10 protein-coding genes and 3 rRNA genes are annotated in these 16125 nt (G+C 55.2%); 5 read left to right on the top strand and 8 right to left on the bottom strand.

The window, feature by feature from the left end:
• The first annotated feature begins 37 nt into the window (after nt 1-37).
• The 3 genes from FRH_RS12585 to FRH_RS12575 all read left to right on the top strand — a co-directional run bounded on the left by FRH_RS12585 (nt 38) and on the right by FRH_RS12575 (nt 3269).
• Nucleotides 38-1456, top strand: a complete 1419-nt coding sequence (locus FRH_RS12585; RefSeq protein WP_139528420.1) for an MATE family efflux transporter — start codon at nt 38-40, stop codon at nt 1454-1456.
• Between the two features lie 3 nt (nt 1457-1459).
• A complete protein-coding gene (locus tag FRH_RS12580; RefSeq protein WP_139528419.1) occupies nt 1460-2452 on the top strand; it encodes a DUF3080 family protein in 993 nt (330 codons plus the stop codon).
• Between the two features lie 112 nt (nt 2453-2564).
• Nucleotides 2565-3269 carry a hypothetical protein gene (locus FRH_RS12575; protein WP_139528418.1) on the top strand — a complete coding sequence of 235 codons (705 nt, stop codon included), beginning with the start codon at nt 2565-2567 and terminating at the stop codon, nt 3267-3269.
• Between the two features lie 58 nt (nt 3270-3327).
• On the opposite strand, the gene tusA is transcribed toward FRH_RS12575, so the two are convergent.
• Nucleotides 3328-3579: a sulfurtransferase TusA gene (gene tusA / locus FRH_RS12570; RefSeq protein WP_139528417.1), complete on the bottom strand. Its 252-nt coding sequence runs from the start codon at nt 3577-3579 to the stop codon at nt 3328-3330.
• Between the two features lie 27 nt (nt 3580-3606).
• Between tusA and FRH_RS12565 the strand changes: the two genes are divergently transcribed.
• Nucleotides 3607-3894: an antibiotic biosynthesis monooxygenase family protein gene (locus tag FRH_RS12565; protein WP_139528416.1), complete on the top strand. Its 288-nt coding sequence runs from the start codon at nt 3607-3609 to the stop codon at nt 3892-3894.
• Nucleotides 3895-3912: 18 nt separating this feature from the next.
• On the opposite strand, the gene rlmM is transcribed toward FRH_RS12565, so the two are convergent.
• The gene (gene rlmM / locus FRH_RS12560; protein WP_139528415.1) at nt 3913-4980 is read right to left on the bottom strand and encodes a 23S rRNA (cytidine(2498)-2'-O)-methyltransferase RlmM; all 1068 of its coding nucleotides are present in this window, start codon (nt 4978-4980) and stop codon (nt 3913-3915) included.
• 246 nt (nt 4981-5226) lie between these two features.
• Here rlmM and rnk point away from each other — a divergent pair, with 246 nt between their 5' ends.
• Nucleotides 5227-5640, top strand: coding sequence for a nucleoside diphosphate kinase regulator (rnk, locus tag FRH_RS12555; RefSeq protein ID WP_139528414.1), 414 nt, complete (start codon nt 5227-5229; stop codon nt 5638-5640).
• Nucleotides 5641-6072: 432 nt separating this feature from the next.
• Here rnk and rrf read toward each other — a convergent pair.
• The 6 genes from rrf to FRH_RS12525 form a co-directional block, all read right to left on the bottom strand.
• A 5S ribosomal RNA gene (rrf, locus tag FRH_RS12550) occupies nt 6073-6188 on the bottom strand.
• Between the two features lie 155 nt (nt 6189-6343).
• A 23S ribosomal RNA gene (locus FRH_RS12545) occupies nt 6344-9234 on the bottom strand.
• A 291-nt stretch (nt 9235-9525) separates the two neighbouring features.
• Nucleotides 9526-11058, bottom strand: a 16S ribosomal RNA gene (locus FRH_RS12540).
• Together the 16S, 23S and 5S rRNA genes form the textbook arrangement of a ribosomal RNA operon.
• A 561-nt stretch (nt 11059-11619) precedes the next feature.
• The gene (locus FRH_RS12535; RefSeq protein ID WP_281996963.1) at nt 11620-13425 is read right to left on the bottom strand and encodes an acyl-CoA dehydrogenase C-terminal domain-containing protein; all 1806 of its coding nucleotides are present in this window, start codon (nt 13423-13425) and stop codon (nt 11620-11622) included.
• Between the two features lie 229 nt (nt 13426-13654).
• Nucleotides 13655-14422, bottom strand: coding sequence for an SDR family NAD(P)-dependent oxidoreductase (locus FRH_RS12530; protein ID WP_219863275.1), 768 nt, complete (start codon nt 14420-14422; stop codon nt 13655-13657).
• A gap of 31 nt (nt 14423-14453) precedes the next feature.
• On the bottom strand, nt 14454-16124 hold the full coding sequence (locus FRH_RS12525; RefSeq protein WP_139525648.1) for an AMP-binding protein: 1671 nt from the start codon (nt 16122-16124) through the stop codon (nt 14454-14456).
• Between the last annotated feature and the right edge of the window lies 1 nt (nt 16125).

Here is a 16125-nt window from a genome sequence, read left to right as displayed (position 1 = left end):
CTTTTCTTAGGTCTCTTTGCTAAACAGGAGCCATACTTTGGGCGGCTTTACTAGCGATATCAAATCCATCTACTGGCCAGAAACATGCACGCTGGTCACATTGGCACTGCCGATTTGTGGTGCACAGCTGGCTCAAGCGGGCATGAGCGTAGTGGATGTCATGATGACGGGCAGGCACAACGCCACCGACTTGGCGGCGGTCTCTGTCGGGTCGAGCTTATGGATGCCGCTGATGCTCTTCATGACCGGCACCCTCATGGGCTTGACGCCCATCGTGGCACACTTGCTGGGTGGCCAGCGCCACGACGCCATTCGCCCAGCCGTGCATCAAGCTTTGTGGGTAGCGTTGGCATTGGGCCTACTCTCCGCAATCTTGCTATGGGTCGCCGTGGCGCCTATTTTCGAACGCATGGACGTGCCGTCGAGCGTTGCAAAGGAGTCCGCTGCCTACCTTAGCGCTGTGGCGTTTGGCATGCCGGGCATTGCTCTCTTCCAAGCACTACGCGCCTTTTCGGATGGCATGAACCACACCCGCCCCGCCCTGTGGATCAGCTTGATCGGTTTGGCCGTCAATGTCCCCTGTAACTATTTACTCATCTACGGCGGCGAGGGTTTGTCGATTCTGTTTGGCGATCTCGCACCCGTCAGTTGGCAGCAGCTCCCGGCACTGGGTGCTTTTGGCTGTGGCATTGCCACCGCCATATCCATGTGGACCATGGCCATCGCTATGGCGCTTTACACTCGCCGCGGCAACACCTATCGCAGCGTGTCATTATGGCAGCAGCTGACGCCACCTCGTTTAGCGGGCATTCGCGAGCTCGTCGTCGTAGGGGTGCCGATCGGGGTGGCTATTTTCGTCGAAGTCACGCTGTTCACGCTGATCGCGTTATTCATTGCCAGCTTCGGTGAAGTGACCGTTGGCGCGCACCAAATCGCGCTCAGCTATACGACCATTCTGTTCATGTTACCGATGTCGTTGAGCATGGCACTGACCGTTCGCGTAGGTAACACGCTTGGCCAACAGCGCTTGACTATGGCGCGCCAAGTGGCTTGGAATGGTATCGTCATCAGCGTCATTGTTGCTGCCATCAATAGCACGCTATTGTGGTTCACTGCGCCCTGGGTGATATCGCTTTATACCTCGAATGCAGATATTCAAGCGTTAGCGCTTACCATCATTTCACTGGCGGTGATTTTTCAGCTTTCTGACTCCTTACAAGTCAACTTGGCTGGCGCACTCAGAGGCTACAAAGATACGCGGATCGTGATGGTAATTACCGTGCTCTCTTACTGGATCGTTGGTTTGGGAGGCGGGCACTGGCTAGGAACCTACGGCCTGGGGAGTGTGTCTGACCCGTTGGGTGTACACGGCTACTGGATTGGGTTGATTGCGGGCCTCAGCACAGCTGCCTGTTTATTGGCTTGGCGTTTAAAAAGGATCAGTCGACAGGAGTGATGTATGCCCAAACCATTCCGCACCCTCTGGAGGCCGGTCGCTACGGTTTTTTTACTTGTTGGGTGTAGTGACGACAGCGCTGAGCACGCCTGGGAGCAATACCACCAGCAGTTGGCAGCGGCGCTCGATACACCACTGCCAACGCGATCAGAGCCGCGTAACATAGGTGCTTTCCCTGAGCGTCAGCAGCGCTTGATCGACGTGCCAGAAACCCGCGACGGCATGCTCAACATCTACGCGCTGCGTGAGTGCCAAATTACGTCCTTGATTGCTGCCCGCAATAATCAGTTGGGCCGTGTCGCCCCTCCCAGCCAGCACTGGCTTTATGAACGCTCTCTATGGCAACGCTTGGACGCTTGCTGGAATAGCGATATCCCCAACACTCTAGGCGATGACGACAAAGCACGCTTGGCGCAGCTAACCGATCTAAAAACCGAGCAGCTACCCGCTGTGAGCTGGAACGCCATCTTCGATTCCGACGAGTGGGAAAAAAGCTTTTCCAGGGCTAGCAGCCCACTACCCCCAGGGGGGACGGACGACATTAGCGAGCAGCTAGCTGCCCTCACTTATCTTCGTCAAATGGTCAATGAGCAGTTCAGCCATCGATGGGAGCAAGACTCTTCACGACTTGAGAATCACCTTAAGACATTACAGGAACGACCGCTTACGGCAGAGGTTCTGCGCGCGCTCCTCCTCGCGGAACAGCGACTCCGTGAAGCTAATCAACTGCTCACGCAGACCTCTGACGAAGAAGCCTGTCTCACCGTGGACACACCCGTTTGGATCGAGACGATGGCCACTCACTCACAGCAATGGCTCGTTAGCGTCAATCAATTGATCGATGCCCACCCAATCACACCTCCCGATGCTGTTGCTACTTACCAACGCGACTGGCTCTCACTGGATAATCCAGAGGCACCGTGGTCGCAATTTCAATCGACCTGGAAAGAACATACCGCGTTAAAGAGCGCACACACTACTTGTACACCTGATTAAAAATCATGTTTACGCTTAACCTGACGGTCAAGCTGTGCTATTGGTGAAGGTAGCGGCAGGCGGTGATCGCTGCTTGCCAACGTCGTGGCCACGCAGTACAAGGAGGGACACCATGGGCGCACCCCTGTCAACTCGCTCTGCCCAGGTCATCGACCTGGAAACCGTGCGTCAGCGTCATCAGGCGCGAAAGTATTTAGTGCGTTTAGCCCCAGAGCTAGATGGATTAGAGATGGTCTACCAGCTCGCTGCGAGTCCCGACACCTACTACGGCCTGCCGATTCTTGCTTGGGGGCTGAGAGAAGATGGTAGTGTCGTTGGCCTCGTTCCTTGGATGGAGTCACTCGTTGCTTGTCATGAGCTAGATAGTCATGAGAGTGGTGTTTTCGTTGGTTATCGTGACCCAGAGACAGACGAAATCTTCGACACTCCGCCTGACCACAAATACGATGAGCTGATCGCGGCAGCCGGTTACTTCGAGTATGAATCATCTGGCGACGTCACACTGATTCAGCAGCTTCCCGACACGTTAGGCACTCATGCGCTCTGCATGAATCACCCTAGCGCTCCTTGGCACATGAAGCCGGTGTATGGATGGCGCCTTTATAGCAATGGCAGCGTCGAGGCGGTCTTGGCAGATGAGCAAAAGGCCACTATGACACCGATCTTACTGGGGGATGAATGCCTTTACGATGCCCACTCCCAGCATCAAACCGTCTACTTCTTCCAGCGCCACATTGCCAACCGCATTTTGGACGAGGACCCAGCCACACTAGAGGCACTTGCCATGATGGTCGTACCCAGTAGTGACCATCCATAATCCTCTATGCAAGGCGTTTACTCTTTAGTCGGTAAACGCCTTGTCTCTCTCCACAGGGTCATGCTAAGCGGATAAAGTAGACGTATTGATCGCCCTCACTCTCCTTATGTAACAGTTCGTGGCCAAGAAATTGGCAGAACTTTGGCACATCACGAGTGGTGGCAGGATCGGTCGCCACGACTTTCAAGATTTGGCCCGACGCCATATCTCGCACTTTGTTATGCATCAACATAATGGGCTCTGGGCAATAAAGCCCTGTGGTATCTAATGCCGTATCGAACGCGGTGGAATCATCCGTAGTATCAGTCATCGACTCTCTCGGTTAGGAAACGGACCTATGATAAAAATCATCATTGAACGACGCATTATGCCCGGTTTAGAAGACGAATATGAACAGGCCGCACGCGAGGCCATGCGTGTCTCTCTGGGTGTCCGGGGCTTCGTTGGTGGTGAAACCTTGGTAGAGCTTGGCCACACCGACCGCCGTTTGATGATCACCAAATGGCGCGACCTGCGCGCCTGGAAAGAGTGGCACGGGAGCGAAGAGCGCGCCATGGCCATGCAGCGTATTTTACCGTTGCTCACGGAAGATGAAACCATCCGCATCTACGAGCCGGGCTACTAGGACACAGCAGTTGCCATACTAATGCGCTAATCTGACGTGTACCGTCACTTCTTCGCGATCGTGATAGAGGTGGCGGCATCGAATCGTGGCGTGGACCCCAGACGCCGCCAATGTTTCTTCCAGTGCCGCCAGACAGCGTGTCACTTCATCCCAACGCTTTTTCATCGGCAGTTTGAGGTTGAAAATCGCCTCCCTACACCATTTGCGCGTTAACCAGCGCTCAACCATGGCCAATACGCGTACTGGCTTATCGACAATGTCACACACCAGCCAATCCAATCGCTGGGGCGGCTCCCACGCAAAACCATCCTCACGTAGATGATCGATTTGCCCAGTGTCCATGAGCTGCTTATTCATGGGGCCATTATCGATGGCATAGACATACATACCACGCTGCACTAACTGCCATGTCCAGCCGCCCGGCGCTGCCCCAAGATCTGCCGCTTGCATGTGCGCGGCCAAACGCTCATCCCACTCGTCTCTGGGTATGAATTCGTGCCAAGCTTCCTCCAACTTCAACGTCGAGCGGCTGGGCGCGCGTGAAGGAAAACGCAACCGACGAATTCCGTTGATGAGCTCGCTGCGATTATCAGGAAAACTCATCCCTAGCTGGACACGGTCACCATCGGTCCAAAATATGTGTAAACGTCGGCCACCCGCTTTTTTGCGAAGCGCTCCTCGCTTTTTCAGCATGCTTTGCAATGGCTTGGTCAACGCCTTGATCAAACCCGCTAACGCTTTTCCCTCATTCGTATCCGGCGTTTCATGCCAAATGTCTTCAAAACTCCAACGGCTTGCTTTGATTTGCTCCAAGATAGCCGTTAGCCTATCATCACGCGACAATGCTAACGCAGGTAGCGCCGCTAAGCTCTGTCTGGCGAAGATGAGTCGATGGAAGGCGGCCCGACGATGTAAATCGTTAATGGCCTCTCCGTCTTGGCGCGTGACACTTACCCAACCTTCACCTCGCACCGACTCACAGGGCACGTCAAGTTGCTGTGCATGATGCTGCATCTCTGCTAACGCATCGTTTTCAAACCCTGGTCGGCAGTAAACAAGCCATGACGTGGGTACCGTATCGCTCACCTTTCACCTCAAAATCATTTGCAATCCATAAATGCGATATTTATCACTTGCTCGCTCGGCGGCCTGCATCATAGCACTTTGCGCGCCTCGCTCTAAGCGCGTCGTCTTTTCATTAGAAGTGTCGTACACTATCCAAACAGTATCTTGAGTCCTTCCTTCTTGGTGGGGCTTTTTTTATGCCAGACAGTACCATTTGACTAACAACGCACGCCGTGTCGTTCGGCCGCGTTTGCCAAGGAGAGCATCATGGGGCAGCGTCCTCCCCTCTTGATTAATCGTCTCGACGCAGATCGTCTGCAGCGCTTGATCGATAACGCCACCGACAAGGATCAAATGGTGGCTGAGCTTTTACAAGACGAGCTTAGTCGCGGAGAAGTAGTGGATCCTGAAGACATTCCCGACAACGTCGTCAGTATGAACAGCCAGATTCAGTTCACTGACCTAACGCGTAACCAGCAGATGGTGCGTACACTGGTGTACCCGCACTCTCTCAGCACGACGAAAGACGCTATTTCGATCATGGCCCCCATTGGAGCCAGCCTATTAGGGCTCAAAGTGGGCGACACCATCGACTGGCCGCTGCCCAATCAGCAAAATGCTCGCCTGCGAGTAGACGCGATTCTCTGGCAACCCGAACGCGAGAAGCAGTACCACCGCTAACGTCGATCAAAAGAGCCACTTATGCGAATAGGAAGGTGGCCAGTGCCCGTACCTTAGCAATGAACGGGATGGGTGAATAATAAATGCATGAATAATGCTATTCGCCCTTCCCCGCTTATGGTTTTTCACTTCCCCTTCGTGCACACAGCAAAAAACCCCGAGCACAGCGTACTCAGGGCCTGAATAATGGCGCGCTTATCGAGCGCGCAACAAAAAACCCAGCCGATTGGCTGGGTTCTTTGCGGTATAAGTGCCTGATTATGTTCGGGCCGGCCACCCGGCGGGCGGCGCTCCGCGACTTTACTCGTCTCATCCTGAGACTCGCCCTTCGGGCCCGCTGAAGCGGTTCCCGTTCGTTCCCGACGAACGGCTCCAGGGAGAGACCCCTTAACGACAAAACCCCGACCAGATGGCCGGGGTTTCTAAATAAGTGCCTGACGATGACCTACTCTCGCATGGGGAGACCCCACACTACCATCGGCGCTAAGCGGTTTCACTTCTGAGTTCGGCATGGGATCAGGTGGTTCACGCGTGCTATGGTCGTCAGGCGTAACGGGTAATGCATATCATGCTGAGTGCGTCGTTGACGCGGTAAGTGATCGTCTCATGTCCGCCAGCACGTTGGCTGGCGGATGCGTATCCGGTTTTTCGAGTGGCTGTCCACTCGATCGTTATCACGGCGACCAGACCCCTTGGGTGTTATAGGGTCAAGCCTCACGGGCCATTAGTACACGTTAGCTCAACGCCTTGCAGCGCTTCCACACCGTGCCTATCAACCAGCTGGTCTCGCTGGGCCCTTTAGGAGACTCTAGGTCTCAGGGATGTCTCATCTTGAAGGGGGCTTCCCGCTTAGATGCTTTCAGCGGTTATCCCGTCCGACCATAGCTACCCGGCAATGCCACTGGCGTGACAACCGGAACACCAGAGGGTCGTCCACTCCGGTCCTCTCGTACTAGGAGCAGCTCTTCTCAAACATCCAACGCCCACGGCAGATAGGGACCGAACTGTCTCACGACGTTCTAAACCCAGCTCGCGTACCACTTTAAATGGCGAACAGCCATACCCTTGGGACCGACTTCAGCCCCAGGATGTGATGAGCCGACATCGAGGTGCCAAACACCGCCGTCGATGTGAACTCTTGGGCGGTATCAGCCTGTTATCCCCGGAGTACCTTTTATCCGTTGAGCGATGGCCCTTCCATACAGAACCACCGGATCACTAGAACCTGCTTTCGCACCTGCTCGACGTGTCTGTCTCGCAGTCAAGCACCCTTATGCTCTTGCACTCATTGCACGATGTCCGACCGTGCTGAGGGTACCTTCGTGCTCCTCCGTTACGCTTTGGGAGGAGACCGCCCCAGTCAAACTACCCACCACACACTGTCCTCGATCCGGATCACGGACCTGAGTGAGAACGCCAATGATGCCAGGCTGGTATTTCAAGGTTGGCTCCACCCGAACTGGCGTCCGGGTTTCAAAGCCTCCCAGCTATCCTACACAGGCAACATCAGCGTCCAGTGTGAAGCTATAGTAAAGGTTCACGGGGTCTTTCCGTCTAGCCGCGGGTACACCGCATCTTCACGGCGATTTCAATTTCACTGAGTCTCGGGTGGAGACAGCGTGGCCATCATTACGCCATTCGTGCAGGTCGGAACTTACCCGACAAGGAATTTCGCTACCTTAGGACCGTTATAGTTACGGCCGCCGTTTACCGGGGCTTCGATCAAGAGCGTCGGCCGAGGCCTAACACCATCACTTAACCTTCCGGCACCGGGCAGGCGTCACACCCTATACGTCCGCTTGCGCGTTAGCAGAGTGCTGTGTTTTTACTAAACAGTTGCAGCCACCTGGTATCTTCGACCGGTTCGGGCTGAAGGAGCAAGTCCTCTCACCCTACGCCGGCGTGCCTTCTCCCGAAGTTACGGCACCATTTTGCCTAGTTCCTTCACCCGAGTTCTCTCAAGCGCCTTGGGATTCTCACCCTGACCACCTGTGTCGGTTTGGGGTACGGTCGCACATGATCTGAAGCTTAGAGGCTTTTCCTGGAAGCGTGGCATCAATGACTTCGACACCGTAGTGTCTTCGTTTCGTGTCTCGGCCTTGAGCACCCGGATTTACCTAAGCGCTCAGCCTACTCACTTTCACCAGGACAACCAACGCCTGGCTCACCTAGCCTTCTCCGTCCCCCCATCGCAATCATGTCCGGTACGGGAATATTGACCCGTTTCCCATCGACTACGCCTTTCGGCCTCGCCTTAGGGGCCGACTCACTCTGCTCCGATTAGCGTCGAACAGAAACCCTTGGTCTTCCGGCGAGGGAGTTTTTCACTCCCTTTATCGTTACTCATGTCAGCATTCGCACTCGTGATACCTCCAGCATGCTTCTCAACACACCTTCATCGGCTTACACGACGCTCCTCTACCGCTCACACATAGTGTGAACCCGTAGCTTCGGTACCTGGTTTAGCCCCGTTACATCTTCCGCGCAGGCCGACTCGACTAGTGAGCTATTACGCTTTCTTTAAAGGATGGCTGCTTCTAAGCCAACCTCCTAGCTGTCTGAGCCTTCCCACATCGTTTCCCACTTAACCAGGATTTGGGGACCTTAGCTGACGGTCTGGGTTGTTTCCCTTTTCACGACGGACGTTAGCACCCGCCGTGTGTCTCCCACGCTCGCACTCACCGGTATTCGGAGTTTGCCTCGGGTTGGTAAGTCGGGATGACCCCCTAGCCGAAACAGTGCTCTACCCCCGGCGGTGATACGTGAGGCGCTACCTAAATAGCTTTCGAGGAGAACCAGCTATCTCCGAGCTTGATTAGCCTTTCACTCCGATCCACAAGTCATCCAAATCTTTTTCAACAGATCCTGGTTCGGGCCTCCAGTTGATGTTACTCAACCTTCACCCTGCTCATGGATAGATCGCTCGGTTTCGGGTCTATATCCAGCGACTGTGTCGCCCAGTTAAGACTCGGTTTCCCTACGGCTCCCCTATACGGTTAACCTCGCCACTGAATATAAGTCGCTGACCCATTATACAAAAGGTACGCAGTCACGGAACAAGTCCGCTCCTACTGCTTGTACGCACACGGTTTCAGGATCTATTTCACTCCCCTCTCCGGGGTTCTTTTCGCCTTTCCCTCACGGTACTGGTTCACTATCGGTCAGCCAGGAGTATTTAGCCTTGGAGGATGGTCCCCCCGTCTTCAGTCAAGGTTTCTCGTGCCCCGACCTACTCGATTTCACGTGATCAGATTTTCGACTACGGGGCTATCACCCGCTATGGCCAGACTTCCCAGTCTGTTCGCCTAATCTTTCACACGCTTAAGGGCTGGTCCCCGTTCGCTCGCCGCTACTAGGGGAATCTCGGTTGATTTCTTTTCCTCAGGGTACTTAGATGTTTCAGTTCCCCTGGTTCGCCTCTTACGCCTATGGATTCAGCGCAAGATACTCATCTTGTGATGAGTGGGTTTCCCCATTCAGAGATGTCCGGGTCACAGGTCGTTTGCCACCTCACCGAACCTTATCGCAGGCTACCACGTCTTTCATCGCCTCTGGCTGCCTAGGCATCCACCGTGTGCGCTTCATTGCTTGACCCTATAACCCGAAGGGGTCTGGTGTCTCGCAATGATAACGATTGCCGGATACGCTTGAGACGTATCACTTAACAATTACGTATGAACGTATAAAACGTTCATGTCAGCATGATATACATTGTTAAAGAGCGACTGCTATAAGCAGTGATAAGCGTTCTTTCACATCAAAAAAAGAGAAAAGACCTTTCTTTTTCTTTTAATGTGAAAAAAGCATCCGCTTATCACTGCGTATCAACAGTATTCTGATCAGGTAATTCATTGTGAGCGCTTACCGCGAGGGTGCGTCATCGTTTAAGGAGGTGATCCAGCCGCAGGTTCCCCTACGGCTACCTTGTTACGACTTCACCCCAGTCATGAACCACACCGTGGTGATCGCCCTCTTGCGTTAGGCTAACCACTTCTGGTGCAGTCCACTCCCATGGTGTGACGGGCGGTGTGTACAAGGCCCGGGAACGTATTCACCGTAGCATTCTGATCTACGATTACTAGCGATTCCGACTTCACGGAGTCGAGTTGCAGACTCCGATCCGGACTGAGATCGGCTTTTCGGGATTGGCTCACTCTCGCGAGTTGGCAACCCTTTGTACCGACCATTGTAGCACGTGTGTAGCCCTACTCGTAAGGGCCATGATGACTTGACGTCGTCCCCACCTTCCTCCGGTTTGTCACCGGCAGTCTCCTTAGAGTTCCCGCCATTACGCGCTGGCAAATAAGGACAAGGGTTGCGCTCGTTACGGGACTTAACCCAACATTTCACAACACGAGCTGACGACAGCCATGCAGCACCTGTCTCTGCGTTCCCGAAGGCACTAAGGTATCTCTACCAAATTCGCAGGATGTCAAGAGTAGGTAAGGTTCTTCGCGTTGCATCGAATTAAACCACATGCTCCACCGCTTGTGCGGGCCCCCGTCAATTCATTTGAGTTTTAACCTTGCGGCCGTACTCCCCAGGCGGTCGACTTATCGCGTTAACTTCGCCACAAAGTGCGCTAGGCACCCAACGGCTGGTCGACATCGTTTACGGCGTGGACTACCAGGGTATCTAATCCTGTTTGCTACCCACGCTTTCGCACCTCAGTGTCAGTGTCAGTCCAGAAGGCCGCCTTCGCCACTGGTATTCCTCCCGATCTCTACGCATTTCACCGCTACACCGGGAATTCTACCTTCCTCTCCTGCACTCTAGCTTGACAGTTCCGGATGCCGTTCCCAGGTTGAGCCCGGGGCTTTCACAACCGGCTTATCAAGCCACCTACGCGCGCTTTACGCCCAGTAATTCCGATTAACGCTTGCACCCTCCGTATTACCGCGGCTGCTGGCACGGAGTTAGCCGGTGCTTCTTCTGCGAGTGATGTCTTTCCTAGCGGGTATTAACCGCTAGGCGTTCTTCCTCGCTGAAAGTGCTTTACAACCCGAGGGCCTTCTTCACACACGCGGCATGGCTGGATCAGGGTTCCCCCCATTGTCCAATATTCCCCACTGCTGCCTCCCGTAGGAGTTCGGGCCGTGTCTCAGTCCCGATGTGGCTGATCATCCTCTCAGACCAGCTACGGATCGTGGCCTTGGTGAGCCGTTACCTCACCAACTAGCTAATCCGACATAGGCTCATCCGATAGCGGGAGCCGAAGCCCCCTTTCTCCCGTAGGACGTATGCGGTATTAGCCTGGGTTTCCCCAGGTTATCCCCCACTACCGGGCAGATTCCTATGCATTACTCACCCGTCCGCCGCTCGTCAGCATCCAGCAAGCTGGATCTGTTACCGCTCGACTTGCATGTGTTAGGCCTGCCGCCAGCGTTCAATCTGAGCCATGATCAAACTCTTCAGTTTAAGATCAATGCGGTTCTTGCCTGTCGCCGAAGCAACAGAAGCGAACCAAACTTGGCTCAAGGGTCAAACGAATTCATTCATTAGGCCGAAGCCTGTTTGACGAGTCGCTTGCCTTGATAATAGGTGATTTATCACCCTCATCGGCAAGCGCCCACATGAATTACCTGATCAAATTGTTAAAGAGCAACTTTCTTAATGTCGCTGCGGCGGGCTCGATGACCTGACCCGTGTTGCCTCAGCGAGGAAGGCGTATTCTACGCATTCCGTGGTGTTTGTCAACCGCTGTTTTCAGCGGGCGAAGCGAGCGATCTGACCAACCTACCACAGAACTCTAACTTCCTGACAAACAAGAGATTTTCCAACCTCATCACCGCTGGTAACGCTGGGCGTCCCCGGCAGCGGATGCGTACTTTACGGATTCGATGCCGGGTTGGCAAGGGCTAATGTGAAAAATTTTTCAAATAGCCGAGATAAAAAAGCGGCAGGCAATGCCCGAGGGCAAACCTGCCGCAAACCACCGATCAGTACCCTGACCAGAGAGTGCCTGGCAAAGGCGTGGGCTCAGCTCTCGAAGCCCAGGCCAAAATCTTCGCTGGAAATCGCCATCAAGCTACCGGCACCTGCCTGGATCATGGCGGCGTGCGCCTTGGTACGTGGCAGCAGACGCTGGTAGTAGAAACGCGCCGTATTTAGTTTGGCGGTGTAGAAAGCGGCATCTTCACCCCCCTGTGCACTAGCGGCTTGCTTGGCAGCGCGAGCAAACAGATAGGCGACAGCGACATAGCCGGAGTACATCAGGTAATCGACGCTGGCGGCCCCTACTTCTTCACGATCCTGCATGGCCTTCATACCGATACCCATGGTGAGCTCACCCCACTGGGCATTGAGCTTGGCCAGCGGCTCGATAAATTCCTTGAGCGCAGGGTTGTCGGCTTCGGCTTGGCAGAACTTGTGAATCTCCTTGGTGAAGACCTTGAGGGATTCACCCTGGCTCATCAGCACCTTGCGGCCCAGCAGGTCCAGCGCCTGGATACCGGTCGTGCCTTCATAGAGGCGCGTGATACGCGCATCACGTACCAGTTGCTCCATGCCCCACTCTTTGATGAAGCCGTGACCGCCAAAAATCTGCACGCCTTCATTGGTGCACTCGAAACCCACTTCCGTCAGGAAGGCCTTCACGATCGGCGTCAGCAGGCCAAGCAAGATCTCGGCACGCTCCTTCTCTTCGCCTGCTGCGCCATGCTCGACCACGTCCAGCAACTGGGCGGTATACAGCACCAGCATGCGCCCGCCTTCGGCAAAAGCTTTTTGGGTCAGCAGCATGCGACGCACGTCGGGATGGACGATGATCGGGTCGGCGGCTTTATCAGGGGCCTGAACACCTGAAAGGCCACGCATCTGCAAACGATCACGGGCATAGCTGAGCGAGTTCTGGAAGCTGGCCTCCATCAGACCAAGCCCTTGAATCCCCACGCCCAGACGGGCCGCATTCATCATGGTGAACATGCAGGCCAACCCTTTGTTCGGCGCGCCTACCAGGTAGCCCGTGGCACCATCGAAGTTCATGACACACGTTGCGTTGCCGTGAATACCCATCTTGTGCTCGAGAGAGCCACAGCTGACACCGTTACGCTGCCCGGGGTTGCCCTCGGCATCGGGCAGGAACTTGGGTACGACGAACAGTGAAATGCCTTTGGAGCCTTCCGGCGCATCCGGCAGCTTGGCCAGCACCAGATGGACGATGTTCTCGGCCAGATTGTGCTCACCGGCAGAAATGAAGATCTTGGTGCCGGTGATCTGATACGCGTCGTCCTCCGCAGGAACCGCACGGGTCTTGATCAGCCCGAGATCGGTACCGCAATGGGGTTCGGTCAAGCACATGGTGCCGGTCCAGACGCCTTCGACCAGCTTGGTGAGGTAAGTGGCCTTTTGGGCATCGGTTCCGTGATGACGCAGCGCGTCTGCAGCGCCGTGGGAAAGCCCCGGGTACATGCCCCACGCCAGGTTGGTGGCGCAAATCATTTCGGAGAGCATCATGGCCAGCGAAGGCGGCAGCCCTTGTCCACCCTGCTCAGGATCTGCCGCCAGGCTTGGCCAACCCCCTTCGACATACTGCTGGTAGGCTTCCTTGAAACCACGGGGCGCTTTGACCTCCCCACCTTCCAGCAGGCAGCCCTCTTCATCACCGCTCTGGTTCAATGGCAGCAGAACGTCACGGGCAAAGCGAGCGCCCTCTTCCAGAATCGCCCCAACGACGTCAGGAGACGCTTCTTCACCATTCGGCAGTGCCGCATAGTGGCTTGGGTAATCAAACATTTCGTTCATCACGAAACGCATGTCACGTAGGGGGGCTTGATAGCTCGGCATGTCACTTCTCCTAAACGGGGGCTGAAAGAGCCGGTACTCAGCAGCTACTTTCAAACACATGTTTGAAAATTAGCGCGCAGACCCGACACAGTCAAGCAGTCGTTTGAATTAAATCGAAAAACCGACTACAACTTTGGTCTTTACCTTAGTAACGTCATGGTTTGAAAATAAAAAAAAGCCCGCCCGAAAAAACCGAGCAGGCTGTTTATCAGAGCTTACTGAGCGTAAATCACTGCATGCGGATACCACCATCCAGGCGAATCACTTCACCATTGAGCATCGGGTTGGTGATGATCTGCTCGGCCAGCAGCGCAAACTCGTCGGCCTTGCCCAAACGCTTGGGAAAAGGCACCGCAGCGGCCAACGCTTGGGCGGCTTCATCCGGTATCTCGCTCATCATCGGGGTTTCGAACACCCCTGGCGCAATGGCCATGACACGAATCGCGTGGCGCGACAGCTCTCTGGCAGCAGGCAAGCTCATGCCCACGACCCCCGCCTTAGAGGCACTGTAGGCGCACTGACCGACTTGCCCATCGAACGCGGCAATCGATGCGGTATTGATGATGACGCCACGCTCACCCCCTTGGTCTGGCGGGTTGCTGGCCATGGCGGCGGCCGCCAGCCGCATGACATTGAAAGTGCCTACCAGATTGATCTGAATCGTGCGCGCATAGCCCTCGAGATCTGCTGGGTTGCCTTGCCGATCCACCAGCTTGGCTACGCTGACCACACCGGCACAATGAACCACCCCCGAAAGACCGCTTTCGCCCCCCAGCGCAACGGCTTTGTTCACCGCCTCCTGCATGGCGTCGGAGGAGGTAATGTCGGCGATGCATGCTTGCGCGTGAGCGCCCAACTGCACGGCAAGGTCCGTCACACGATCACTCATGTCGCACAGCACCACCTTCCCGCCCGCCTTTACCAGCCGTTCGGCCGTGGCGGCACCCAAACCCGACGCAGCGCCGGTAATCAAAAACGTACGATCCTGGACCTGCATGGCACTCTTCCTGTGAATGATATCCTGTGAATTATGAGCTGTGGCGCACTTGTTCGGCCGCTTGAGCACGCAGTTTGAAGCGCTGAATCTTGCCGCTGGGCGTTTTGGGCAGCTCATCGACGAACTCGATGATACGAGGAAAAGCATGCGTAGAGAGCCGTTCACGTACTTGCTGACGAATCTCTTCCGCCAGCGCATCGCTGGGCTCGTAGCCATCGCGAAGTACGATATAGGATTTGATGATCTCGCCACGAATCTCATCTGGCTGGCCAACGGCGGCGGACTCTGCCACTGCCGGGTGCGTCATGACGCTATTCTCTACGTCCGTTGGTCCCACTCGGTAGCCCGCCGTGGTGATGATGTCATCGTCCCTACCAGCAAACTGAAACGAACCATCTTCGTTACGAATCACTACATCGCCGGTCAGGTAATAGCCATTGACGAAGGGATCTTTCTCCTGCCAAGTGTATCCTTGGAAAAAGTGAGCCGGAGAATTCTTAATGTCCACCGCAAGCACACCTGGTTCACCGGGCGGCAGCTCATTGTACTCGGCATCGAGAATGGCCAATCGGTAGCCCGGCATCGGGACGCCCATGGCCCCCACGTGCTTGGGATGGTCAAGAGAGTGATGGTTATTACAGGTCATGCCCGTTTCCGTCTGGCCATAATGGTCCATCACCGGACAGCCCAACGATTTTTCCACCCAGGTGACCACCTCGGTATTAAGCGGTTCTCCAGCGGAACTGGCTGCACGCAGCGATAACGTTTGATGCGCGTCATCGAATAACCCAGATGCTTTCATCAAACGGTAAGCCGTGGGTGCCGCAGCAAAATTGGTGATCTGATGGCGCTTCATGAACGCCAGCGCCCCTTCGGCGCTGAAGCCTGCCTCGCAAAAGTGGGTCGTGACTCCAAGTAGCAGCGGCCCCGCGATGGCGTAATAAAGGCCGTAGGCCCAACCTGGATCTGCCATGTTCCAAAAACGGTCTTCCTCGCGCAGATCCACAGCGAGCTCCATATAAAGCGCGAAAGCCGTCATGCCTGCTAAAGGCACGGCAACGCCCTTTGGCTTGCCCACCGTCCCCGAAGTGAACATTTGCAGAAAGGGCTGATCTGGCGACAGGCGCGGTGGCGCATCGCTCATTGACGTATACGTCAATGCCGTTTGCCAATCGAGGTCATCGCCATGCTCACTGCTCGCACCACCCACGGCTAATACGGGTGGGCACTGGCTCAATCCATCGAATTTATAGCGATTGGCGTGATCCGTAATCACTAACTTGGTATCAGCACGACCGAGCCGATAGTCAACTGCATCAGGGCCAAAAGCGGTGAACAGTGGCTGATAGACCGCACCGATTCGCCAGGTCGCCAGCACGGCGACCAGCAAATTGACAGAACGAGGCAGCATACAGGCAATTCGGTCGCCCTCACCAAGCCCTTGGCTTATGAACCAGCCCGCTAGCTGGCTACTTTGGCTGTCAAGCTCGGCATAGGTCAACGTATGGGTCTGGCCTTGGGTGTCTTCATGCACCAGCGCTAACACATCACCGCGGCCTTGGCGCACATGCCTTCCGCAGCATGCTTCATAGGCGTTCAGGTAACCATCTTGATGGTCGTCCAGCTTGGCGACGACACTCTCTATTGAAAATTTCTCGACAAATGAAGAATACGAGGGAAGTGACGATGATGTTGCTGTCATG

The sequence above is a fragment of the Halomonas sp. A020 genome (genome assembly GCF_027943625.1).
Taxonomy (GTDB): Bacteria; Pseudomonadota; Gammaproteobacteria; order Pseudomonadales; family Halomonadaceae; genus Vreelandella; species Vreelandella piezotolerans.
Note: the sequence above shows the minus strand (reverse complement) of the source record. Positions and strands in the feature narration are given on the sequence as shown.